This window comes from Variovorax sp. OK212 (assembly GCF_900112425.1).
GTDB lineage: Bacteria > Pseudomonadota > Gammaproteobacteria > Burkholderiales > Burkholderiaceae_C > Variovorax.
The window spans coordinates 252,370-274,065 of record NZ_FOLP01000008.1 but is presented as its reverse complement, the minus strand read 5'-3'; the positions used below and the strand labels follow the sequence as shown (position 1 = coordinate 274,065).

General features: G+C 68.2%; 21 protein-coding genes. 17 read left to right on the top strand and 4 right to left on the bottom strand.

All coding sequences use genetic code 11. The features are described from left to right. Positions 1-106 precede the first annotated feature (106 nt). Together BM004_RS23735 and BM004_RS23730 are read right to left on the bottom strand one after the other, a co-directional pair. Positions 107-1,975 (bottom strand): sensor histidine kinase, encoded by a 1,869-nt coding sequence (locus BM004_RS23735; protein ID WP_256220016.1) that lies wholly within the window; start codon positions 1,973-1,975, stop codon positions 107-109. A gap of 439 nt (positions 1,976-2,414) precedes the next feature. Then, on the bottom strand, positions 2,415-2,894 hold the full coding sequence (locus tag BM004_RS23730) for a DUF4188 domain-containing protein (RefSeq protein WP_093130004.1): 480 nt from the start codon (positions 2,892-2,894) through the stop codon (positions 2,415-2,417). Positions 2,895-3,228: 334 nt separating this feature from the next. Here BM004_RS23730 and BM004_RS23725 point away from each other — a divergent pair, with 334 nt between their 5' ends. The 4 genes from BM004_RS23725 (at position 3,229) to BM004_RS23710 (ending at position 7,184) form a co-directional block, all read left to right on the top strand. After that, positions 3,229-4,782, top strand: a complete 1,554-nt coding sequence (locus BM004_RS23725; RefSeq protein ID WP_093217345.1) for an MFS transporter — start codon at positions 3,229-3,231, stop codon at positions 4,780-4,782. A gap of 226 nt (positions 4,783-5,008) precedes the next feature. Continuing rightward, on the top strand, positions 5,009-5,695 hold the full coding sequence (locus tag BM004_RS23720) for a TetR/AcrR family transcriptional regulator (protein ID WP_256220015.1): 687 nt from the start codon (positions 5,009-5,011) through the stop codon (positions 5,693-5,695). A gap of 73 nt (positions 5,696-5,768) precedes the next feature. Beyond that, a complete protein-coding gene (locus BM004_RS23715) occupies positions 5,769-6,695 on the top strand; it encodes a LysR family transcriptional regulator (protein WP_093217340.1) in 927 nt (308 codons plus the stop codon). A gap of 69 nt (positions 6,696-6,764) precedes the next feature. Continuing rightward, positions 6,765-7,184, top strand: a complete 420-nt coding sequence (locus tag BM004_RS23710) for a hypothetical protein (RefSeq protein WP_093130008.1) — start codon at positions 6,765-6,767, stop codon at positions 7,182-7,184. A 24-nt stretch (positions 7,185-7,208) separates the two neighbouring features. Here BM004_RS23710 and BM004_RS23705 read toward each other — a convergent pair whose 3' ends face one another. Further along, positions 7,209-8,006: an AraC family transcriptional regulator gene (locus BM004_RS23705; protein ID WP_256220014.1), complete on the bottom strand. Its 798-nt coding sequence runs from the start codon at positions 8,004-8,006 to the stop codon at positions 7,209-7,211. Between the two features lie 276 nt (positions 8,007-8,282). On the opposite strand from BM004_RS23705, the gene BM004_RS23700 reads away from it, so the two are divergent. The 10 genes from BM004_RS23700 to BM004_RS23655 all read left to right on the top strand — a co-directional run bounded on the left by BM004_RS23700 (position 8,283) and on the right by BM004_RS23655 (position 18,792). After that, positions 8,283-9,872, top strand: a complete 1,590-nt coding sequence (locus tag BM004_RS23700) for an ABC transporter substrate-binding protein (protein WP_093130009.1) — start codon at positions 8,283-8,285, stop codon at positions 9,870-9,872. Positions 9,873-9,879: 7 nt separating this feature from the next. Further along, a complete protein-coding gene (locus BM004_RS23695; RefSeq protein ID WP_093217337.1) occupies positions 9,880-10,896 on the top strand; it encodes an ABC transporter permease in 1,017 nt (338 codons plus the stop codon). A 17-nt stretch (positions 10,897-10,913) separates the two neighbouring features. Beyond that, positions 10,914-11,744, top strand: a complete 831-nt coding sequence (locus BM004_RS23690) for an ABC transporter permease (RefSeq protein WP_093130011.1) — start codon at positions 10,914-10,916, stop codon at positions 11,742-11,744. Positions 11,745-11,749: 5 nt separating this feature from the next. Beyond that, the gene (locus tag BM004_RS23685; protein WP_093217432.1) at positions 11,750-13,414 is read left to right on the top strand and encodes an ABC transporter ATP-binding protein; all 1,665 of its coding nucleotides are present in this window, start codon (positions 11,750-11,752) and stop codon (positions 13,412-13,414) included. After that, complete coding sequence (locus BM004_RS23680) at positions 13,411-14,616, top strand: serine hydrolase domain-containing protein (protein WP_093217334.1); 1,206 nt, start codon at positions 13,411-13,413, stop codon at positions 14,614-14,616. Before BM004_RS23685 ends, BM004_RS23680 begins: the two co-directional genes overlap by 4 nt. After that, complete coding sequence (locus BM004_RS23675) at positions 14,613-15,539, top strand: 2-hydroxyacid dehydrogenase (protein WP_093217332.1); 927 nt, start codon at positions 14,613-14,615, stop codon at positions 15,537-15,539. Before BM004_RS23680 ends, BM004_RS23675 begins: the two co-directional genes overlap by 4 nt. A 58-nt stretch (positions 15,540-15,597) precedes the next feature. Continuing rightward, positions 15,598-16,584 (top strand): alpha/beta hydrolase fold domain-containing protein, encoded by a 987-nt coding sequence (locus BM004_RS23670; RefSeq protein WP_093217329.1) that lies wholly within the window; start codon positions 15,598-15,600, stop codon positions 16,582-16,584. 11 nt (positions 16,585-16,595) lie between these two features. Then, positions 16,596-17,255 (top strand): FMN-binding negative transcriptional regulator, encoded by a 660-nt coding sequence (locus tag BM004_RS23665; protein ID WP_093217326.1) that lies wholly within the window; start codon positions 16,596-16,598, stop codon positions 17,253-17,255. 18 nt (positions 17,256-17,273) lie between these two features. Next, positions 17,274-18,023: a class II aldolase/adducin family protein gene (locus BM004_RS23660; protein WP_093217323.1), complete on the top strand. Its 750-nt coding sequence runs from the start codon at positions 17,274-17,276 to the stop codon at positions 18,021-18,023. 127 nt (positions 18,024-18,150) lie between these two features. Beyond that, positions 18,151-18,792, top strand: a complete 642-nt coding sequence (locus tag BM004_RS23655; RefSeq protein WP_093130017.1) for a glutathione S-transferase family protein — start codon at positions 18,151-18,153, stop codon at positions 18,790-18,792. Between the two features lie 18 nt (positions 18,793-18,810). Here BM004_RS23655 and BM004_RS23650 read toward each other — a convergent pair whose 3' ends face one another. Next, positions 18,811-19,731, bottom strand: coding sequence for a LysR family transcriptional regulator (locus tag BM004_RS23650; RefSeq protein ID WP_093217320.1), 921 nt, complete (start codon positions 19,729-19,731; stop codon positions 18,811-18,813). Positions 19,732-19,929: 198 nt separating this feature from the next. On the opposite strand from BM004_RS23650, the gene BM004_RS23645 reads away from it, so the two are divergent. The 3 genes from BM004_RS23645 to BM004_RS23635 are packed head-to-tail and all read left to right on the top strand — an operon-like array spanning position 19,930 to position 21,694. Beyond that, on the top strand, positions 19,930-20,403 hold the full coding sequence (locus tag BM004_RS23645) for a PCC domain-containing protein (RefSeq protein WP_256220013.1): 474 nt from the start codon (positions 19,930-19,932) through the stop codon (positions 20,401-20,403). Continuing rightward, positions 20,396-20,794 carry a PPC domain-containing DNA-binding protein gene (locus BM004_RS23640; protein WP_093130020.1) on the top strand — a complete coding sequence of 133 codons (399 nt, stop codon included), beginning with the start codon at positions 20,396-20,398 and terminating at the stop codon, positions 20,792-20,794. Before BM004_RS23645 ends, BM004_RS23640 begins: the two co-directional genes overlap by 8 nt. A 21-nt stretch (positions 20,795-20,815) precedes the next feature. After that, complete coding sequence (locus BM004_RS23635) at positions 20,816-21,694, top strand: SDR family NAD(P)-dependent oxidoreductase (RefSeq protein WP_093217317.1); 879 nt, start codon at positions 20,816-20,818, stop codon at positions 21,692-21,694. The last annotated feature ends 2 nt before the right edge of the window (positions 21,695-21,696 follow it).

The window sequence follows — 21,696 nt, the reverse complement described above, 5'->3', positions numbered from 1 at the left end:
TTCTATTGCCCTTTCGAAGTCGTTCGAACGCCGGGTGGCGTGGGGGCAAATTTAGGGGCGCGGGAGCGCAAGCAGGGAGTAACAAGATCGTCGCGAATCGCGACGCTCAGGAGCCGAAGCGGCGCACGATCTTGTCGGCGTCGAGCTCGCGATGAATCGGCAACCACAGCGTGAAGCGCGTGCCGGCGCTCCCCGATTCCCAGCTCACCGTTCCGCCGATGGCCAGCGCGCGGCGGTGCTGGTTGTGCAGACCGCGGCCGCCGCGGCGCAAGGCCTCGTCCACCGAAAAGCCCGCGCCGTTGTCTTCGATCCGCACGCACACGCCGCCGTCCACCGTTGCGGTGCTGACGCCGATGGTGGTGGCCTGGGTGTGGCGCAGCACGTTGGCCACGCACTCCTGCATGATCCGCAGGATGTGCAGCGCGCTGTTCGGGTCGAGCCAGGACAACGCAGGCACGGGCTGCACCTCCCAGCGCAGCGTGACGCCCGCGCTCTCGATGCGCGGCGCCAGCCGAAAGCGCAAGGTGGCGAGCAGCAGCAGCAGGTCGGCGTCGACGCTTTCCATGGAGTCGATCACCAGCTTCAGGTCTTCCATGCAGCCCTTGAGCACGACGGAGATCTCTGCATCGCTCATGGCGCCGCGCTCCACGGAGCGGATGGCGCTGATGAGCGTGGAGCCCAGCCCGTCGTGCATGTCCTGCATCAGGCGCCGGCGTTCGGCGCTGAGCATGTTCTGGTTCTCGATCACGCGCAGCCGCTGGTAGCTCTGGTCCAGCTCGGCCTCGCGCTCCTGCAGGCGCCGGGCCAGGCCGGTGTTCAGCCGCGCCACCTCGGCGAACGCGTCGGTGTAACGCTGGAACATGATGTACGAGAACACGAAGAACAGGCCGATGATGGCGTAGGGCGAGGTGTACACGGCCTCCGGGCTCACCAGGTTGTTCTGCAGCAGGCCGTCGTAGGAAGTGAACACCACCGCGAACACAGTCCAGCCCGCCACCAGGCGCCCTTCGGGCAACTGCGCGCGCAGCGCCTTGCGCAGGTTCACCGCGAAGATCAGCACCGCAACCGGCAGCACCATGAGGTTGAGCAGCGGCGTGAACAGGTAGAGGCTGACGATCGACGCCGACAGGTGCGGCAGCGTCGCGACATTGCAGGCCAGCGTCAACGCGAGCGCCAGGCGGGTCAGCCAGGGCGAGGGCTGCTGGTGCAGGCGCTGCAGGAACAGGTGGATGACCACGATCAGCCAGAGCAGGCTGGACACGGTCATCCATTCGAACCAGTCGTCCGACAGCGGGATGTAGCTGCCGCCCACGTAGTAGTGCAGCATGCGCAGGAAGGCCAGCGCGGAGATGGCGAAGAACAGCAGGTAGAGCGATTCGCGCCGCTTGCCCAGCCACACCGCGAACGCGAACAGGCCGACCGCCAGGAACGCGGCGCTGCCCATGAACGGCAATTGCACCTGCAGCAACTGGCGCACCTGGTAGCGCCAGCTCAGGGCGTCTTCGTCGCCCACCCACACCGTGGAGAAACCGCTGCCGCTGCTGCGCAGGCGATTGACGCCAATCAGCACCGACGAAGGGGGCTGCGCATTGGCGGTGGCGTTCAGCGGCAGCAGCAGCGGATGGTTGTAGCCGTTGTGAATGGGGCTGCCATGCGACTGGTAGAGCAACACGCCGTCGCCGTACACCGCGATGTGGCCGAGCGTCTTCCAGCGCGGCAGATAGAGCAGGCGCGGCTGCGTCGAGGGCGGCAGTCCGGCCAGGTCGATGCGGTACCAGTCGGTGACGGTCCGCTCGCCGCCCGCCGCGCTGGGGACCAGTTCACGGCCGGCGGTGTACGGGAGATCGACCTCTTTCCAGCCCTCGCTCGGCAACGCCGCATCCTCGATGCGTTGCGCAGGCAGGGCGTAGCCGATGCCGGGAACGGACAGCAGCTCGGCCTGGGTGAAGTGGCGTGCGCGATCGTGCGGGGGCACCGTGTCCGCTGTCGGCGATTCGCTGGCGTGCGCGCAAGCCAGCACGGCGAGCGACAAGGCCAGCCACAGCCTTGCGATCCATCGGCCGCCTTGCCGACAAGCTTTGCTGACGGGCCTCATGGGTGAGGTTCAATGCGCCGGGCCTGGGGGCATCGGCTGCGGCGCCTTGCCGCCGGCGATGCCGATGCCGATGCCGATGCCGATGTCAATTCCGGCACCAGTGCCGAAACCGATGCCGATCACCGTCATCGCGAGGCGGATGACGGGGCGATCGAGGGCATGAAGACACGGTTTCATCGGGACACAATTATCTCCTCGGCCTCCAGCGGCGCCTTGGGCATCTTGTGTGTCGAACGGGCGCAGGCGCACCCGAAAGTACGCCGATAGTTAACAAAACGCCGGCCGCGCCGGCGGGTGGGGGCGCAAGGAGGGTGTCAGATCACTCCTGCGCGCTCGTGGCTTTCAGCCGAGCCGCCGCCGAGCGGTTGGCTTCCACCACGCTCTGCGCCGTTCCGGCGCGGCCGAGCCCGAACGGCGGCATGTTGACGTAGATGTTCTCGTAGGTGCCCGGCGAGACCGCATAGGTCTCGTGCCAGATGCCCACCGAGCCATCGGTGCCGACGGACTTGTTGAACGCGCGCCAGGCCGGCAGGTGCTCCGCTTCCTTGTCTTTCGCATAGGCCAGCAGCTGCTCCATGGAGCGCCAGTACTGCAGCACGACGATCGTGCGCGAGAACCAGAACTCGGCATGCAGCAGGCCGCGCTCCGGCTGACGGTAAAGCTCCTTGAGCATGCGGGGCATGGCCGCCGCAACCGGCAGCCACTTGTGGACCTTCAAGGGCTGGTTGATGCGCATGCCGATGAGGAACACCACGAAGTCTCCCTCCAGCTTGGCGGTGAGGCGTTCTTTGCGAATCATTCGGGTGCTCCTTCCGGGCAATGAAGTCGAGGGTGCGACTGTGCCGCACCGGCGTGTCGAAGGCTATCCGGGTGCGACGGAATGACCGCATGCGGCGCCAAGCGCGGCGCATGCCGCCTGAACGGCAAGGCGAGATTCGACAGCCCCGCGCTTCGTTTCTCGCGCGCCGATTGTTTCAAGGCCGCGAACCGCGCGATTCCCATTCCGACGGAGTGCAGCGCCGAATCGTGCGCAGACTTTCCAGCACCGATCCACCGAACAAGATTCCTGATTCCAGATCTCGCCACAAGCACCCGGAAACCCGTCTTTTAGCCCGCGAGAAGAAACGACCGATATGCATGCAGCCCAACGCCGAAGCTTCTGGCTCCATGCCCTCATCGGCCTCCTGCCGCTCGCCGATTTCCTGCAGACCGGCACAGTGGCCTTCAGCGCCGCGCCGGTGATGGGCGACATCGGCGCGAGCCCCGAGGAGTACAGCCTGGTCGCCACGGCCTACGCGGTTGTCGCCATCGGTGTCATCTGTCTTCATCGCTGGCTGGTCGAACGCTTCGGCTGGCGCACGCTGATGATGTCGTCGGCCGCCGCGTTTGCACTGGGTGCGCTGGTCTGCGGAACCAGCGGCAGCCTGCCGGCGTTCCTGCTGGGCCGCGTGACCATGGCGTTGGGCTGTGCCTCTTTCATGACCGCGGGGCGCCTGATCGTGGACCGCATTCCGCCGTCGCCGCGGCGGTTCACCGGCATCCGCTTCTACGCGGCCGGCATCGCGTGGGGCCTGGTGCTGGCCCCTTTTCTCGTGGGGTTCGCGCTCTCGCAGCACAGCTGGCGCCTGTCGTTCCTGGTGCTGCTGGTGCCTGCGGCGCTGCTCCTGCTGCTGGCCCTCTTCGTTCTCGACGATGCGTCCGTGGTGCCGCCGGATGCGCGCTCCCGAGTCGATCCTGCCGGCCTGACGGGGCTGATGGCCGGCAGCTTCGTCGTGCTGCATTGCCTGCAGCAGGCGGCGTTCCACTACTTCGAATCGCCTGGCCGCCTGTGGGCCGCGATTGCATTGGGGGTGGCGGGCATTGCGATCTTCCTCGCAAGGAACGGCCGCGGATCGCGCGGCTCGTTGATCCAGTTCAACCCGCTGCTGACTGCCCGCTACCTCGTGGGCCTGGCCATGTTCGCGCTCGCGTACCTGGTTCTCGGTGCCGACAACTACATGCTGCCGGTGCTTCTGCAGCGGGCATTCGACGTGCCGCTGGAGCGGGCCGCCAGCTTCATCGGCATCGGCGCGCTCGGCGGCGTGGCCACCTGGATCGTGCTGTCGCGCCTGCTCAAGGGCCACCAGGGCCCGACGCGCTACTACGTTGCGGGCTTCGTCGCGCTCGTGATCGGCGCGGTGCGCCTCGCCGGCCTGAGCGAAGCGGCCAACCCCTGGCTCAGCGCCGTGCCGGCCCTCTTCTGCATGGGCGCGTTCGTCATCCTCGTTCTTCCGACCACCGCCATCCAGACCTTCAGGAATGTGCAGCACGACCCGCTCACGTTCTCGCACGCCATCCAGGTGAAGAACATGCTCGGGCAGTTCGGCGTGGCCGCGGGCACGGCATTGGCCACGCTCTGCCTGCAATGGCGCAGCGCCGTGCGCTACACGCGCTTCGGCGAGACCATGACGTCGCCGCCGGTGCAGCAGTGGCTCGACCAGGCCACGCAGCATTTCTCGGCGCACGGCGACCCCGCCCTCGCGCCACGGATGGCATTGGCGCGGCTCTCGCAGCTGGTCTCGCAAGAGGCACTGTTCACGGGCGCGCTCGACTACTTCGTGATCCTCGCGGTGTTCGCCTGCATCTGCATTGCGGGCGTTCTGTTGCAGGCCGCCTGGAAACCGCTGGTGGCGTGGAGCCGCGCCTGAAAACGGCGGGAAGCCAGAGGGCACCGCCTTAAGCCTTGCAGGCGGGGTGGTGATTGCACTGAACCGAGCGGTACGGTACGATTCGGGCACGCAACGTGTTCGCCGACTGCGACTGTTCCACCCCATGCCTACACCATCCAAGACCTCGCGCTCCGCCCGCGCAACGGCGCCCGAGGCGCCATTGCCAGGCTCAGAAGAAACGGGAACGCGCACGAAGGCGACCACCGTGCTGCAGGCCGCGCGCAAGGTCTTCTTCAGCCACGGCTTCAGTGCGGCGACGACGGACATGATCCAGCAGGAGGCCGGTGTTTCCAAGGCCACCGTCTACGCGCACTACGCGAACAAGGAAGCGCTGTTTGCCGCGGTGCTCACCGCGCAGATCGATGCCTCCATGCAAACCATGCGCGACATCAGCCATCGCCCCGGCAAGCTGAAGGAAACGCTGCAGGCGTTCGCGCGCACCTACCTCGGCATCGTGTTGTCCGAAGACAGCCTCGCGCTGTGCCGGGTCGCGATCGCGGAGGCGCGCCGCTTCCCCGATCTGTCCAGCAAGTTCTATGTGTCGGGACCGGCGGCCATGGCCGTGCCGGTGGCGCAAGCGCTGGTGCAGGCGGTTGCCGCCAAAGAAGCCGATCTCGGTGGATTGGCGCCGAGCATCGCCGCGACGCTGTTCCTCTCGCTCGTTCGCAACGACGCGCAGCTCAGGTGCCTGACGCACGCGGACACCAGGCCGTCGTCGGCGCAACTCACTGAATGGGCGGCCAGCGCGGTCACCCTGTTCGCTCGCGCCATTGCGACCGACCGTGACGTGCCGGGCAACGCGAAGCGCAAGGCGCGCCCTGCTGCTCGCCCGGCCACCAAGGCCAAGCTCCCGAAGAAATCGCGGCCGGTCGCGGCAAAGAAATCTCGCTGACGCGAGCATGCCTTCCCCGAACACTCACAGCAGCCAACGCTCAGACCCGTAACGCACGCAGCCAGGAATCACCATGGACAGCTTCGACCTCATCCGCACCTTCCACGAGGTTGTCGCGGTCGGCAGCTTTTCCCGCGCGGCCGCACGGCTGGACATGTCGAAGGCCAGCGTCAGCAAGTACGTGGCCGAGCTCGAGACGCGCTTCGGCGTGCGCCTGCTCAACCGCACGACCCGCGCCGTGAGCATGACCGACGCGGGCGCCCTGCTGCTGGAGCGCAGCACGCCGGTCATCGAAATGATCCTGCTGGCCCGCGCCGACCTCAAGGAACGCGCGAGCCGGCCTTCGGGAAAGATGTGCATCTCGGCGCCCAACGGCATGGGCCATGGCGAGCTGCCGCTGCTGCTCGCGCAGTTCATGGGCCACTACCCCGACATCACCGTCAACCTGCAGCTCACCGGCCGCGCCGTCGACCTGGCCGAGGAGGCGATCGACCTCGCCCTGTGCTTCGGCCCCGTTGCCGACGAGAACCTCATCGTGCGCAAGCTGCGGCAGATGCCGCTGATGCTGTGCGCTTCGCCCGCGTACTGGAAGAAGCACGGCATGCCCGAGCATCCCTCGGAGCTCGGCGACTACCACGCGCTGGCGCTCTCGGGCGCCGGGCCGCATCCCGAATGGAGCTTCGACGTCGGCGGCGACGTGCTCGACGTGCCGGTCACGCCCCGCATGGAATCCACCGACGTCACGCCGCTGATCCAGGTCGCGCTGCAGGGCTACGGCATGGTGTACCTGCCGGCCCTGCTCGTGCAGCCGCATGTGGACCGCGGCGAGCTCGTGGTGGGCCTGGAGGCTTACGCGCGAACCGACATGTGGCTGTCGGCCGTGTACCTCCAGAACAGGCACAACAGCGCCGCCATGCGCGCGCTCCTGGACTTCCTCTCGACCCGCCTTGGCGCGTATCCTTCGCCAGGCAGCAGGACCGCTGCAACGGTGCGCGCCTAGCCAGCCGCGGCGCCAGCTTCACGCAGCGGTCCGGCGCAAGGACACGCTTCGATATTGCGGAGAGTTCAGATGCTTCCCATCGTCATTTCGCTCATAGCGACGGTCATCCTGCTCGTCTGGATGGGGTTCTTCATGATGGGCTCGCTGCCGCTGCTGGTGCTCAAGCACGACACCCCGCTGGACTCGCGCTTCATCCGCGGGCTGTTCAACGTGTACTACGTCGCCGTGATGCTGACGGCCAGCGCGGCGGCGCTCAGCTATGCATGGTCGGGCAAGCCGGTCTTTTCCGTCGGCATGGCCTTCATTGCCGGCCTGGCGTTCGCGCTGCGCCGCTGGATCATCATTCCGCGCATGGACATGCTGCGCGGCAGCATTCCGGCCGCAGACACGTCGATCCTGCAGTTCCGCAAGCTCCATATCGCCGGGATGATGCTCAACGCGGCGCAGCTCGGTACCGTGGCGTGGTCGTTGACGCGGCTGGCGCTGTGAGCTTCACGCTGTGCCGGCGCTGCCTCAGGCCATGTCGGCGTCGCAACGCCCGAGGTAATGCTTGGGCGTCTTGCCCATCACGCGCCGGAACATCGCAGTGAAGGCGCTCGGGCTTTCGTAGCCCAGGTCCATCGCGACGGTGGTCACCGGCGTGTCCATGGCCAGCCGGCGCAAGGCCTCCATCAGGCGAAGCTGCTGGCGCCACATGGTGAAGGTGATGCCGGTCTCGTCGCGGAACAGGCGCGTGAGCGTGCGGCGGCCCAGTGCGCCGTGGCGCGCCCAGTGCTCGAGATCGCCGTCGCTGCCCGGATCGTCGAGCAGCGCGCGGCAGATGCGCAGCAGCCGCGGGTCCTGCGGCATGGGCACGTGCAGCGGCACCTTGGGCGCCGCGCAGATCTCGTCGAGGATGAGCCGCATCACGCGCCCGTCGCGCCCCGCTTCGTCGTAAAGCAGCGGAATGCCGATGGCGTCGATGACCAGCTGGCGCATCAACGGCGACACCTCGATCACGCAGCACTCGGTGGGCAGGTTGGGCGACGCGTCGGGCTGGATGTAGAGCGATCGGTTCGACACCGCTTGCCCGCGCGCGTGCATTTCATGCACCACGCCGCCGGGCACCCACACGGCGCGGTTGGGCGGTACCAACCACGCACCGGTGGGCGTGTGCAGCGTGAAGGTGCCCTTGACCGCATACGCGAGCTGTGCGCGCGGGTGCGAGTGGGAGGGCACGATCAGCGAGGGCTCGGGGTCATGCTCGACCACGATCATCGATACCGGCCTCGGAATGGACTGGTAGGCGTGGAAAGTGTTGCTTCGAATCATGCAGTTCCTGGCCGGCTGGAGGAGGCTCGAATGGTGGCCTCGTCCGATGGGCTTGACCATCGGGCTTCCCCGATGGCAGGACAACGCAGCATGCAAGACATGTGCCACGGCTTCGCGCGGCGCCGCGGCCGGTCCGGATGGCCCGCACGGAACAGAACTCGGCTCGATCCCTGCAATCACGCGGGGGGCCCTTCCCTAAACTGAATTCAGCGATCTCGGGGCACCGCCATGCGGCTCGCCACCTCCTGAATTCAAACCATCCTTCGAGGACCCTTCATGCAGAAACGCGACTTCAACAAGTTCCTGATGGCCGCCGGCGCCATGGGCATGCTCGAGCTCAACCTGGGCATCACCCACGCGCACGGCGAGACGCGCGGCGGCACGCTGAACTCGATCGTGCAGCCCGAGCCGCCCATCCTGAACCTGGCCATCAGCCAGCTCACGCCCACGCAGATGGTGGCCGGCAAGATCTTCCTGAGCCTGCTGACCTACGACGTCAACCTGAAGCCGCTGCCCAGCCTGGCCAAGAGCTGGACCATCTCGCCCGACGGCAAGACCTACACCTTCAAGCTGGAGCCCAACGCCAAGTGGCACGACGGCAAGCCGCTCACCTCCGAGGACGTGGTCTACACGGTGAAGGAGTTCCTGCCGCTCACGCACCCGCGCGCCAAGGCGATCTTCGGGCGCTGCGAGTCGATCACCGCGCCCGACGCGCAAACCGTGGTCTTCAAGCTCGCGGAGCCCTTCGGTCCCTTCATCGGTGCGTTCGACATCTCGAACCTGCCGGTGATGCCCAAGCACATCTACGCGGGCACCGACGTGGTGAAGAACCCGGCCAACCTGAACCCGGTGGGCTCGGGCCCGTTCAAGCTGAAGGAATGGGTGCGCGGCTCGCACATCCACCTGGTGCGCAACGAAAACTACTTCAAGCCCGGCCTGCCCTACCTGGACGCCATCATCTACCGCGTGGTGCCCGACGGCGCCTCGCGCGCGCTGGCGCTCGAGAACGGCACGGTGCAGCTCACGCAGTGGACCGACCTGGAGCTCTTCGACGCGCAGCGCCTGGGCAAGAAGTCGAACCTGGCCGTGACCACCAAGGGCTACGAGTACTTCGCGCCCATCATGTGGCTGGAGATCAACAACCGCACGGCGCCGCTGAACGACAAGCGCTTCCGCCAGGCGGTGATGCATGCGATCGACCGCAACTTCATCAAGGACAAGATCCTGTACGGCTTCGGCAAGGTCGCCACCGGCCCGGTGAACTCGAAGACCAAGTTCTACGAGCCCAACGTGCGCAAGTACGACTTCTCCATCGAGAAGGCCAAGGCGCTCCTCGACGAGATGGGCCTCAAGCCCGACGCCAAGGGCACGCGCGTGACGGTCAAGTTCCCGGTGTCGCCCTACGGCGAGATGGTGCAGCGCACCTGCGAGTACATCCGCCAGTGCCTGGCCAAGGTGGGCATCGCGGTGGTGCTGGAGTCGACCGACCCGGGCAGCTACACGCAGCGCATCAGCAACTGGGACTACGACCTGAACCTCTCGTGGCTCTACCAGTTCGGGGACCCGGCACTGGGCGTGACCCGCAACTACGTGACCTCGAACATCCGCAAGATCCTGTTCACCAACACGGTGGGCTACTCCAACCCCGAGGTCGACAAGATCGCGGACGCGGCCGCCACCGAGGTCGACGAGGCCAAGCGCGGCGCGCTGTACAGCCAGATGCAGAAGCTCATCGTCGAGGACGTGCCCATCGCCTGGCTGGTGGAGATGGAGTTCCCGACCATCTACGACAAGCGCATCCAGAACCTCGTGACCACGGCCATCGGCGTGCACGAGAGCTTCGACACCGTGTCGTTCAAGGCCTGACGCATCCATGAAGCAGCAATGGCTGGGCGCAGCGGGAGCTCTGGGCGCGCTGGGCGCGCTGGGCGCGCTGGGTGCGCGGTTCGCGAAGATGGTGGCGGTGGTGCTGCTGATCGCCATCTTCAACTTCATGCTGGTGCGCGCCGCGCCGGGCGACCCTGCGCTGGTGATCGCCGGGCAGTCGGGCGCCACCGACGAGGCCTTCCTGGCGCGCGTGCGCAAGGACTACGGGCTGGACAAGCCCGTGACCACGCAGCTCGCCACGTACCTGGGCAAGGTGGTCACGCTCGACCTGGGGTATTCGTACCGCCAGCAGCGCACGGTGGCCAGCGCCATCGGCGAGCGGCTGCCGGCCACGCTGCTGCTCACGCTGTCGGCCTTCGCCATCTCGCTGGTGGGCGGCGTGGTGCTCGGCAGCCTGGCGGGCGTGCGCGCGGGCAAGGCGTCGGACACGCTCATCAGCCTGGTGGCGCTGGTGATCTACGCCACGCCGGTGTTCTGGCTGGGGCTGATGCTGGTGCTGCTGTTCTCGGTGCAGCTCGGCTGGCTGCCGGCCTTCGGCTACGAAACCATCGGCGTGCCGATGAGCGGCTGGGCCGCCATGCTCGACAAGCTCAAGCACCTGGCGCTGCCGGCGTTCACGCTGGGCATGCTGTACCTGGCCATCTACGCGCGGCTGATGCGCTCGTCGATCATCGAGGTGAGCCACCAGGACTACGTGAAGACCGCGCGCGCCAAGGGCGCCTCGGAAAGCCGCATTCTCTGGCGCCACATGCTGCGCAATGCGCTGCTGCCGGTGGTGACCATGGCGGGCGTGCAGGCCGGCACGCTGATCGGCGGCTCGGTGGTCATCGAGACGGTGTTCGCCTGGCCCGGCCTGGGCCGCCTCACCTACGACGCGGTGCTGCAGCGCGACTACCAGGTGATGCTGGGCATCTTCCTGGTGCTCTCCGTGCTCGTCATCGCCTTCAACTGGCTGACCGATCTGCTCTACCGCGTGATCGACCCCCGAATCAAGGCCGCCTGAGCGCCACACAAGCCCCCATGAAAGCCACCCTTCGTTCCTTCCTGCGCCACCCGAGCGGCATGCTCGGGCTGGTGATATTGCTGGCGGTCATCGCGCTGGCCGTCACCGCGCCCTTCTTCTTTCCCGGCGACCCGTGGGACACCATCGCGGCGCCGTTCACCCCGCCGGGCACCGACGGCATGCTGCTGGGCAGCGACAGCCTGGGGCGCGACATCGCCTCGGGCATCGCACACGGCACGCGCGTGTCGCTGATGATCGGGCTGGCCTCCACGCTGGTGGCGCTCGTCATCGGCATCGTGGTGGGCGCCCTCTCGGGCTACCTGGGCGGGCGCATCGGCGAGGCGCTGATGCGCTTCACCGAGCTGTTCCAGACCATTCCGGCGTTCATGCTGTGCATCCTGCTGGTGGCCATCCTGGAGCCCTCCATCCGCACCGTGGTGGTGGCCATCGCGCTGGTCAGCTGGCCGCAGGTGGCACGCCTCACGCGCGGCGAGTTCCTGAGCCTGAAGGAGCGCGAGTTCGTGCAGGCCGCGCGCTGCCAGGGCGAGTCGCCGCTGTCGCTGATCGTGCGCTACATCCTGCCGAACGCGCTGTCGCCCATCATCGTGGCGGGCTCGCTGAGCATCGCCAGCGCCATCCTCATCGAAAGCGCCCTGAGCTTCATGGGCCTGGGCGACCCCAACCTCATGAGCTGGGGTTTCATGATCGGCGCGGCGCGCACCATGCTGCGCCAGGCCTGGTGGATGAGCTTCTTTCCCGGCCTTGCCATCCTGCTGACGGTGCTGGCCATCAACCTCGTGGGCGAAGGCCTGAACGACGTGCTCAACCCACGGATCTCGCGCCAATGACGAAGATGCCTCCTTCCCAGTCCAGCCCGTCGGGCGCCGGTGGCCCGCTGCTGTCGATCCAGGACCTGTCGATCGTCCTGCCGAGCTCGGGCGACCGCAGCTACGCGGTCGACCGGCTCACGCTGGACATCGCAGAGAACGAAATCGTCTGCCTGGTCGGCGAGTCCGGCTCGGGCAAGTCGATGACGGCGCACGCCATCCTCGGGCTGCTACCCCCGCGCGTGAAGCTCGACAGCAAGAGCCGCGTGCTGCTCGAAGGCACCGACCTCACCCGGCTCGACGCCGCCGCCATGCGCAAGCTGCGCGGCGAGCGCATCGCCATGGTGTTCCAGGAGCCGATGAGCGCGCTCAACCCGCTGCAGCGCATCGGCGCGCAGGTGGCCGAGGCGCTGCAGCTGCACAACGCGGCGGGCCTGTCGGCCTCGGCCATCGAGGAGCGCTGCATCGCGATCATCGAGGCGGTCGGCCTGCCGGCGCCAAGGCAGATCGTGCGCAGCTATCCGTTCCAGCTGTCGGGCGGCCAGCGCCAGCGCGTGATGATCGCCATGGCGCTGCTGAACAACCCGCGCCTGCTGCTGGCCGACGAGCCCACCACCGCGCTGGACGTGACCACGCAGCGCCAGATCCTCGACCTGATGCAGTCGCTGCAGGCCGAGCGCCGCATGGGCGTGCTGTTCATCACGCACGACTTCGGCGTGGTCGCCGACATTGCCGACCGCGTGGTGGTGATGCGCCATGGCCGCGTGGTGGAGCAAGGCACGCGCGACGAGGTGTTGCGCAACCCGCAGCACGACTACACGCGCGCGCTCATCAACGCGGTGCCGGGCCGCCATGCCCGCAGCACGCCGCGCAGCGCCGCGAAGAGCGAGCCGCTGCTGAAGATCGAGCAGCTGCGCAAGACCTTCGTGTCGAAGTCGGGCCTGTTCGCGCCGCCGCGCACGGTGGTGGCGGCCGACGGCATCGACCTGGCCATCGAGGAAGGCGAAACCGTGTCGGTGGTGGGCGAATCGGGCTCGGGCAAGTCGACGCTCGGGCGCATGGTGATGCGGCTGATCGAACCCGACAGCGGCGCCATCACCTTCGCTGGCCAGCCGGTGCTCACGCAGAACGCCGCGGCCTTGCGCGAGTACCGCCGGCAGGTGCAGATCATCTTCCAGGACCCGTTCGCCTCGCTCAACCCGCGCCAGAAGGTGGGCGACGCGATTGCGCGCGGCCCGATGATCTTCGGCACGCCGCGTGCCGAAGCGCTGAAGGCGGCGGCCGCGCTGCTCGACCGCGTGGGCCTGGGCGCCTCGGCCGTCAACCGCTTTCCGCACGAGTTCTCGGGCGGGCAGCGCCAGCGCATTTCCATCGCGCGCGCGCTGGCGCTCAAGCCGCGCCTGCTGATTGCCGACGAGGCGGTGTCCGCGCTCGACGTGTCGATCCAGGCGCAGGTGCTCGCGCTGCTGGCCGAGCTCAAGGCCGAGCTGGGCCTGACGATGATGTTCATCACGCACGACCTGCGCGTGGCCGCGGAGATCTCCAACTCGGTGGTGGTGATGCGCAAGGGCCAGATCGTGGAACGCGGCGCGCCAGGCCAGCTCTTCAGCGCACCGCAGCACGACTACACGCGCCAGCTGCTCGGCGCGATGCCGGGCCTCGACTTCTTCGAACACAAGCTCGCGGCATGACGGCAAGCCACCCCGAACTCGGTTGGCGCATGGGCGCGCCCCGCCCCAGCGAAGACCCTGGTGCGTGGTCGGCACCGCGCGTGCGCGAACGCTTCAGCGCCTTGCGCGAGGGCGTGCCCACCACGCAGGTGTGGCGCGGCGAAGGACCGGCGAGCACGCTGCCGTACGCGCTGCGCGACGACATCGACGGCCTGGCGTTCACGCCGCTGGGCGGCGCCGCGCCCATGAGCTGGCGCCAGTCGCTCGCGGCCAACCACACCGACGGCATCGTGGTGCTGCACCAAGGCCGCATCGTCTACGAGCACTACGACGGCCCGTTGCGCCCGCACACGCCGCATGTGTGCATGTCGGTCACCAAGTCGCTGGTCGGCACGCTGGCCGCGGCGGAGATGGTGGCCGGGCGCATCGACCCCGATGCGCTGGTGACGGCCTACGTGCCCGAGCTGGAAGCCAGCGCCTGGGGCAACGCCACCGTGCGCCAGACGATGGACATGACGACCGCGCTCGAATACGACGAGGACTACACGCGCCCCGGCGCCGAGGTGTGGTCGTACCTGCGTGCCGCCGGCCAGCTGCCGCGCGAGCCGGGCGTGATCGACCCCTGCGGTATTCGCGCGTTCGTCTGCACGGTGCAGCGCAACGACTGGCACGGCGAAGCCTTCGCCTACAAGACCGTCAACACCGAGGTGCTGGCCTGGATCTTGTGCAACGTCACCGGCCAGCCGCTGCAGCAGCTGGTGCAGGAACGCCTGTGGCAGCCGATGGGCGCGGAGCACGACGCCTACTTCGGCGTCGACGGCAAGCGCCTGGCGGGCGCGGGCGGCGCCTTCAACGGCACGCTGCGCGACATGGCGCGTTTCGGCGAGGTGATGCGCGGCAACGGTTTCTTCAACGGCCGCCAGATCGTGCCCGCGGCGGCCGTGGAAGACATTCGCCGCGGCGCCGACCCCGCGCACTTCGCGCGCGCGGGCTATGCGCTGCTGCCGGGCTGGAGCTACCGCCACATGTGGTGGGTCACGCACAACGCCCACGGCGCGTACTGCGCCCGCGGCATCCACGGCCAGGGCGTCTACATCGACCCCGTGGCCGAAATGACCATCGCGCGCTTCGCCTCCCATCCCAAGGCCGGCAACGCCGGCCTCGACCCCACCACCCTGCCCGCGTACCACGCGCTGGCGCTGCACCTGCTTTCGAACCCATGACCACTGTCGCCCTTCTGAGCCGTTCCGTCGACATGGACTTCCTGCGCCCGCTGCTGCTGGCCGCGGACCCGACGCTCGACATCGTCACCTGGCCCGACCCGCGCTGCCTCGACGCCGAGGTGGCCGCCTGCTGGCAATCGCCGCCCGGCGTGTATGCGCGCATGCCCAACCTGAAGCTGGTGCACAGCATCGCGGCCGGCGTCGACAACGTGGTGGCCGAGCAGGACCTGCGCGGCCTGCCGGTGTGCCGCGTGGTCGACCCGCTGCTGGCCGACGGCATGCTGCAGTTCGTGCTGTGGGGCGTGCTGCACTTCCACCGCAAGCTCGACCAGGCCATGGCGAGCCAGCGCGTGCAGCAATGGAAGCGCCCGCTGCAGACGCCCGCCTCCTCCTGCCGCGTGGGGCTCATGGGCCTGGGCGAGCTGGGCGGGCACATCGCCTCCTTCCTGCCCCGGCTGGGCTACACGGTGAGCGGCTGGGCGCGCTCGGCGCGGGAGATCCGGGGCGTTGCGGTGTTCAGCGGCGAAGAGGGCTTCGAGCCCTTCCTGGCGCAGACCGACGTGCTGGTGTGCCTGCTGCCGCTCACGCCGCAGACGCGCGGCATCCTGAACGCGCGCACCTTCGCGGCCATGCCCAAGGGCAGCACGCTGATTCATTGCGGCCGCGGCGAGCACCTGGTCGAGGCCGACCTGCTGGCCGCGCTCGACAGCGGCCAACTGCGCGGCGCGGTGGTCGACGTGTTCGAGCAGGAGCCGCTGCCGCCCGAGAACCCGCTGTGGCAGGCGCCCGGCGTGGTGGTCACGCCGCACATGGCGACCATGGCGGCCTTCGACGTGGTCGCCGCGCAGATCGCACGCAACGTGGCGCAGCTGCACGAAGGCGCGCCGTTCTTCAACCAGGTGGACACGGCGCGCGGCTACTGAGCGCGCCCTGTTCACGCTTCCTCCTCCTTTCGACATTTTTCCTCTGGCAACGCAAACCATGACCCAACTCGACCCCGCATTCGCCGCTTCGACCCAGGGCGCCAAGCCCGCGCCGCTCGACCCGCAAGTCCAGCTCTTCGTGCAGAAGATGGCGGCCGACGCCTCGAAGTTTCCGCGCCGCGACACCGTCTCCATCGACGAAGGCCGCGAGATCGCGGAACAGGTGCGCGCCCCCTGGACCGAGGGCGGCCCGCAGATGGCGCGCACCGTCGAACACCAGGTGCCCACGCGCCACGGCGAGGTGATGGTGCGCGTGTACTACCCGAGCGAGCGCCGCATGCCGGGCGCGTTCTTCTACATCCACGGCGGCGGCTTCGTGCTGTTCAGCGTGAACACGCACGACCGCGTGATGCGCGAGTACGCACAGCGCGCGGGCATCGTGGTGGTGGGCATCAACTACACACGCGCGCCCGAAGCGAAGTTCCCGCAGCCGATCGAGGAGTGCATCGACACCGTCAACTGGCTGAAGGCCAACGCCGGCGCGCTGGAGTTCGACGCGGCGCAGCTCTTCATCGGCGGCGACTCGGCCGGCGGCAACCTGTCGCTGGGCACCTGCCTGCACTTTCGCGACATCGGCGAGAGCCCCATTCGCGGCATGGTGCTCAACTACACGGGCTTCAGCACCGACCTGTACCAGGATTCGGTGGTGCGCTACGGCGCGGGCGACTTCGGCCTGTCGCTGCACATGATGGTGTGGTTCTACCGGAACTACCTCGGCCGCAAGGAGGACTACACCGACCCGCGCATGAACCTGCTCGACGCCGACCTGCGCGGCATTCCGCCGGCGTACCTCGTCATCACCGAATGCGATCCGCTGTACGACGGCAACATCGACATGGTCGCGAAGATGAAGAAAGAGGGCGTCGACGTCGAGTCGAAGATCTACAAGGGCACGGTGCACAGCTTCCTCGAAGCGGTGTCGGTGGCCGAGGTGGCCGGCGTGGCCTTCGACGACACGGTGAGCTGGCTGCAGCGCCACGCCTGAGGACCGCGCCGATGTACACGCCACCGGCCTACGCCGAGACCGACGAGGTGCTGCTGCGCGCGCGCATGCGCGAGTGGAGCTTTGCCACGCTCGTGACGCACGGCGAGAACGGGCTGAACGCCACGCACCTGCCCTTCCTGGTCGACGAGGAGGGCCCGGGCGGCTCGCACAGCGCGCACGGCCTTCTGACCACGCACCTCGCGCGCAGCAACGCGCAGTTTCGCGACCTGAAGGCCGGCGCCCCGGCGCTGGTGATCTTCCAGGGCCCGCACGCCTTCATCTCGCCGAGCTGGTACGAGCACCGCCTGACCTTCCCGACCTGGAACTACACCGCCATTCACGTGCACGGCGCGCCCGAGGTCGTGGAGGACACCGACGCCATTCACGCGGTGCTGCAGCGCACCGTGGCCACCTACGACACGCCGCTGGGCGGCGACTGGTCGTTTCCCGGCGTGCCGGCCGACTACACGGCGCTGCGCCTGAAGGCGATTGCCGCGGTGCGCATTCCCATTGCGCGCATCGAAGGAAAGATGAAGCTCAACCAGGACAAGTCCGTGGCCGACCGCCTGGGCGTGATCGCGGCGCTGGAGCGCCAGGGCGACGCGCAGAGCCTGGCGGTGGCCGAGCTGATCCGGCAACAACCCGGCCTTGCGGCCGCACCCAACGCATGATCACCGCATGACCACCGCATGACCACCAACGAAGAGACACTCTCCCCCGAAGCCATTGCAGAAGCCGAGGCCCGCACGCGGCACGACCTGGCGTCGCTGTACCGCCTGATCGCCCACTTCCGCATGACGGACCTGGTCGACACGCACATCAGCGCGCGCCTGCCGGGCACGCCCGACCACTTCCTCATCAACCGCTACGGCGTGCTGTTCCACGAGATGCAGCCGCAGGACCTGGTGAAGATCGACCCGAGCGGCAAGGCCGTGAACGCCACCGACGCCTCGGAGCGCGTGAACGCGGCGGGCTTCACCATCCACTCGGCCGTGCACATGGCGCGGCACGATCTGGCCTGCGTCATCCACACGCACACGGCCGACGGCATCGCGGTGTCGTGCCAGGAAGAAGGGCTGCTGCCCATCAGCCAGCACGCGCTGAAGTTCTACGGCCACCTGGGCTACCACGACTACGAAGGCATTGCGCTGGACCTCGACGAGCGCGAGCGGCTGGTGAAGAGCCTGGGCACGCACCGCGCGATGATCCTGCGCAACCACGGCCTGCTGGCCGCGGGCCGCACCATCGCCGAGGCGTTCCTGAACATCTACTTCCTGGAGCGCGCCTGCCAGGCGCAGGTGAAGGCGCTGAGCGGCGGGCGCAAGCTGAGCCTGCCGCCGGCGGCCGTGTGCGAGCGCACGGCGGCGCAGTTCAACCGCGAGGAAGGGCTGGCGCATTCGCAGATGGCGTGGGAGTCGGCGCTGCGGCTGATAGGCTGATCGGCTGACGGGGAAGGCGTCGGGTTCCGTGCGACCATCTCGTGCCACCGCGCCAGCGTGCTTTCTGCATTGGCCGGCGGCGCACCCCGACACCCGCAACCACTCCCCCCACTCCCCCCCACACCCCATGCTCAAAATCCATCACCTCGGCCATTCCCAATCCGAACGCATCGTCTGGCTCTGCGAAGAGCTGGAGATTCCTTACGAGCTTCAGCACCACACGCGCGACGCGGTCACCGTGCTCTCGCCGCCCGAACTCAAGGCGCTGCACCCGCTGGGCGCAGCGCCGGTCATCGAAGACGGCGATCTGCTGATGGCCGAGTCGGCTGCCATCGTCGAATACATCATCGTGAAGCACGGCGGCGGCCGCCTGAAGCCCGGCCAGGAGCATGCGGACTACGCCGCCTTTCTGTACTGGTTTCACTTTGCCAACGGCAACCTGCAACCGTCGATGGGCCGCCTGATGATGATGAGCCGCGCCAAGCTGGCGGCAGACCACCCGGTGCTCAAGGCCGTTCAGGGCCGGCTCGACCTGGTGCTGACGCTGCTGGAAAAACGGCTGGGCGAAGCGACTTACCTGGCGGGCGACGAGTTCACGGCGGCCGACATCATGAGCGTGTTCTCGCTCACCACGATGCGGCTGTTCCAGCCGCTCGACCTTGCGCCCTGGCCGAACATCCGCGCCTACCTGCAGCGCATCGGCGAGCGGCCGGCGTACCGCCGCGCCATGGCCAAGGGCGACCCGGACCTGACGCCGATGCTCGGCTGAAAGCCGCCCGCCCGGCGCTCAGCCGCGCGCCCCGCCCATCGCTGTTTTTCTTCCCGCCCTCGGTGCCGCATCGGGCAGCAACGCCAACAAGGCCTTCACCAACGGCGACTCGTCCGACTTGCGCCACACCACCAGCGTGTCGACGTAGGTCTTCTCGCCCTTCAGCGAGCGGTACACCACGCCTTCGCGGTGCAGCGCCTTCACGCACGCCGGCACCAGCGCAATGCCCACGCCGCCCGACACCAGGCTCACGATGGTGTTCATCTGCCGCGCCGGAAACATCAGCGGGCTGAAACCGCGGCGCATGCAGGTTGTGACGATGGCGTCGAACATCTGCGGGCCGATGTGGCGCTCGAAGCCCAGAAAGCGCTCGCCCGAGAACTTCTCCAGCGCCACCGGCCCGGCACCGGCCAGCGGATGCGCCTCGGGCAGCGCAAGGATCAGCGTGTCTTTCTGCACCAGCCGCGAGCCGAGCGTGGCCGGCATGTCGGACGGCTGCAGCACCATGCCCACGTCGAGGTGGCCGGCCTCGACGTCGGCAACGATCCGCTCGGTGATGCCCTCGCGCAGCGCAACCCGCGCGCGCGGATGCGCTTCGTTGAAGCAGCGCAGCGTCTGCGGCAGGAACGAATAGGCGGGCAGGCTGATGAAGCCGACCGCAATCGAGCCCATGATGCCGGCCGCGCCGTCGTGCGCGCGCCGGCGCATGGTTTCCATGCCGGCGAGCACGGCGCGCGCGTCGTGCAGCGCGTCTTCGCCCGCGCGAGTGATGGCAATGCGCCGCGAGGTGCGCTCGAACAGGGCCACGCCCAGTTCGTCTTCCAGCTCCTTGATGGCCAGGCTCACAGGGGGCTGCGACAAGTGCAGGCGTTGCGCGGCGCGGCCGAAGTGAAGCTCTTCGGCCACGGCGACCAGGCAGCGAAGGTGGCGCAGTTCCATCGATCTGAATCCTGTATTGATCTATCTGAATTGTAGATTTGTTGCTATGGATGTCCGATCCTAGACTTTGTGCCAGACGCCGGCTCTACCCCTGCCGCGCGCCAAGGAGACAAAGAAATGATCGAGAAAACGACGGGCCTGCCACGAGCACGCACCGTGGTTCACCCCGGCCCTAGCGGGCCTGTGCGGATCGCCCACATGCACGCCGACAAGGGTCGGCACTTTCGCCTGTCGCTGCCCCCGGGCGCCACGCTGTACGACAGCCTCGTGCGGGCGCTGTACAGCGAAGACGTGGCCAGCGCATCGATGACGCTCATCGACGGCGAACTCGACGCCATGAGCTTCTGCATGGCGCTGCCCGACCCCACCGGCCGCGTGCTTGCCACCTACGGCGCACCCGAGACGCTGCGCGGCGCGCGGCTCATCTTCGGCAACGCCACGCTGGGCCGCACGGCCAGCGGCAGCCCGGTGGTGCACTGCCACGGCGCGTTCCGCGAAGCCGACGGGCGCGTGCGCGGCGGGCACATCCTGACCGAGCGCGCGGTGGTCGGCCGCATTCCCGTCACGGTGGTGGTCACCGCGCTCGACAGCTTCGAGCTGCGCGTGTCCTACGACGAAGAAACCCGCATGCCGCTGATGCGCCCCGAAGCCAGGGCAGTGACCCATGTCTGATGTGCGCCTGATCGAGCGCGGCCGCATGGGCCGCGTGGCCTACGCACGCATCGGCCCCAACGAAGACCTGATGCAGAGCGTTGAAAAGCTCTGCGTGGCCCAGGGCTTCGGCAACGCCTTTGTACGCGGCGCGCTGGGCAGCCTCGTCGACGCCTGCCTGGAGCGGCCCGACGGCACCTGCCAGGTGATTCGCGGGCCGGCCGTGGAAATTGTGAGCCTGGCCGGCGAAGTGCGCCGCCAGCCCGACGGCACGCTGCGCGCGGCACTGACCGGTGTGGTCGCCGACACGCAGGGCCAGGTCTACGGCGGCCCTTTCGTGGCGGGCGCCAACGCCGTGTGCGTCACCTTCGAGATCACGCTCGAAGAGTGGCTGCCTTCCGATGAATCCTGATTCCGCAAACCCAAGAAAACCATGACAGACACACCCTCCGCTACACCTTCTTCCCCCCGCGTCGCCGTCGTCACCGGAGGCGCGCGCGGCATCGGCCTGGCCATCGGACAGTGGTTCCTGGCGCACGGCTACCAGGTCGCGCTGCTCGACAACGACCACGCCACGCTCGACAACGCCGTGCGCGACCTGGCCCTGCCAGAGCGAGTGCTGGGCGTGCGCTGCGACGTGTCCGACCCCGCGCAGGTCGACGCCGCGGCCAGGGCCGTGCTGGGCCGCTTCGGGCGCGTCGATGCGCTGGTCAACAACGCCGGCGTGGCGGTGTTCAAGCGCATCGCGGAAACCACCTTCGCGGACTGGCGCACGGTGCTGGGCACCAACCTGGACGGCGCGTTTCTCTGCACACAGGCCTTCGGCGCATGGATGGCCGAGGCCGGCCGCGGCGCGGTGGTGAACGTGGCGTCCATCTCGGGCCTGCGCGCCAGCACGCTGCGCGTGGCCTACGGCACCAGCAAGGCGGCGCTCATCCACCTCACCAAGCAGTACGCGGTCGAGCTGGGCAATGCGGGCGTGCGCGTGAACGTGATCGCGCCCGGCCCTGTGGAAACCGAAATGGCCAAGCTGGTCCACAGCGTGGCGATTCGCTCCGACTACTGCGACGCCATTCCGCTGGGCCGCTATGGCAGCGTGGAGGAAATGGCCCACACGGTCGGCTTTCTGTGCAGCGACGCGGCGAGCTTCATCAACGGCCAGGTGATTGCGGTGGACGGCGGCTTCGACGCGGCCGGCGTCGGCCTGCCGACGCTGCGACGCGGCCTGCCGACGCTGCGACGCGGCCTGCCCACGGCCACGGCCACGACCACCGCCACGGCTGGCCACGCCAGCCAAGCCAACCCCGCCTGAGG

Coding starts and splice junctions, on each gene's coding strand:
- BM004_RS23670 (WP_093217329.1), top strand. CDS start 15,598: ATGACCCAACTCGACCCCGCATTCGCCGCTTCGACCCAGGGCGCCAAG.
- BM004_RS23635 (WP_093217317.1), top strand. CDS start 20,816: ATGACAGACACACCCTCCGCTACACCTTCTTCCCCCCGCGTCGCCGTC.
- BM004_RS23725 (WP_093217345.1), top strand. CDS start 3,229: ATGCATGCAGCCCAACGCCGAAGCTTCTGGCTCCATGCCCTCATCGGC.
- BM004_RS23640 (WP_093130020.1), top strand. CDS start 20,396: ATGTCTGATGTGCGCCTGATCGAGCGCGGCCGCATGGGCCGCGTGGCC.
- BM004_RS23685 (WP_093217432.1), top strand. CDS start 11,750: ATGCCTCCTTCCCAGTCCAGCCCGTCGGGCGCCGGTGGCCCGCTGCTG.
- BM004_RS23665 (WP_093217326.1), top strand. CDS start 16,596: ATGTACACGCCACCGGCCTACGCCGAGACCGACGAGGTGCTGCTGCGC.
- BM004_RS23700 (WP_093130009.1), top strand. CDS start 8,283: ATGCAGAAACGCGACTTCAACAAGTTCCTGATGGCCGCCGGCGCCATG.
- BM004_RS23680 (WP_093217334.1), top strand. CDS start 13,411: ATGACGGCAAGCCACCCCGAACTCGGTTGGCGCATGGGCGCGCCCCGC.
- BM004_RS23705 (WP_256220014.1), bottom strand. CDS start 8,006: ATGATTCGAAGCAACACTTTCCACGCCTACCAGTCCATTCCGAGGCCG.
- BM004_RS23715 (WP_093217340.1), top strand. CDS start 5,769: ATGGACAGCTTCGACCTCATCCGCACCTTCCACGAGGTTGTCGCGGTC.
- BM004_RS23690 (WP_093130011.1), top strand. CDS start 10,914: ATGAAAGCCACCCTTCGTTCCTTCCTGCGCCACCCGAGCGGCATGCTC.
- BM004_RS23650 (WP_093217320.1), bottom strand. CDS start 19,731: ATGGAACTGCGCCACCTTCGCTGCCTGGTCGCCGTGGCCGAAGAGCTT.
- BM004_RS23675 (WP_093217332.1), top strand. CDS start 14,613: ATGACCACTGTCGCCCTTCTGAGCCGTTCCGTCGACATGGACTTCCTG.
- BM004_RS23660 (WP_093217323.1), top strand. CDS start 17,274: ATGACCACCAACGAAGAGACACTCTCCCCCGAAGCCATTGCAGAAGCC.
- BM004_RS23695 (WP_093217337.1), top strand. CDS start 9,880: ATGAAGCAGCAATGGCTGGGCGCAGCGGGAGCTCTGGGCGCGCTGGGC.
- BM004_RS23645 (WP_256220013.1), top strand. CDS start 19,930: ATGCACGCCGACAAGGGTCGGCACTTTCGCCTGTCGCTGCCCCCGGGC.
- BM004_RS23655 (WP_093130017.1), top strand. CDS start 18,151: ATGCTCAAAATCCATCACCTCGGCCATTCCCAATCCGAACGCATCGTC.
- BM004_RS23710 (WP_093130008.1), top strand. CDS start 6,765: ATGCTTCCCATCGTCATTTCGCTCATAGCGACGGTCATCCTGCTCGTC.
- BM004_RS23730 (WP_093130004.1), bottom strand. CDS start 2,894: ATGATTCGCAAAGAACGCCTCACCGCCAAGCTGGAGGGAGACTTCGTG.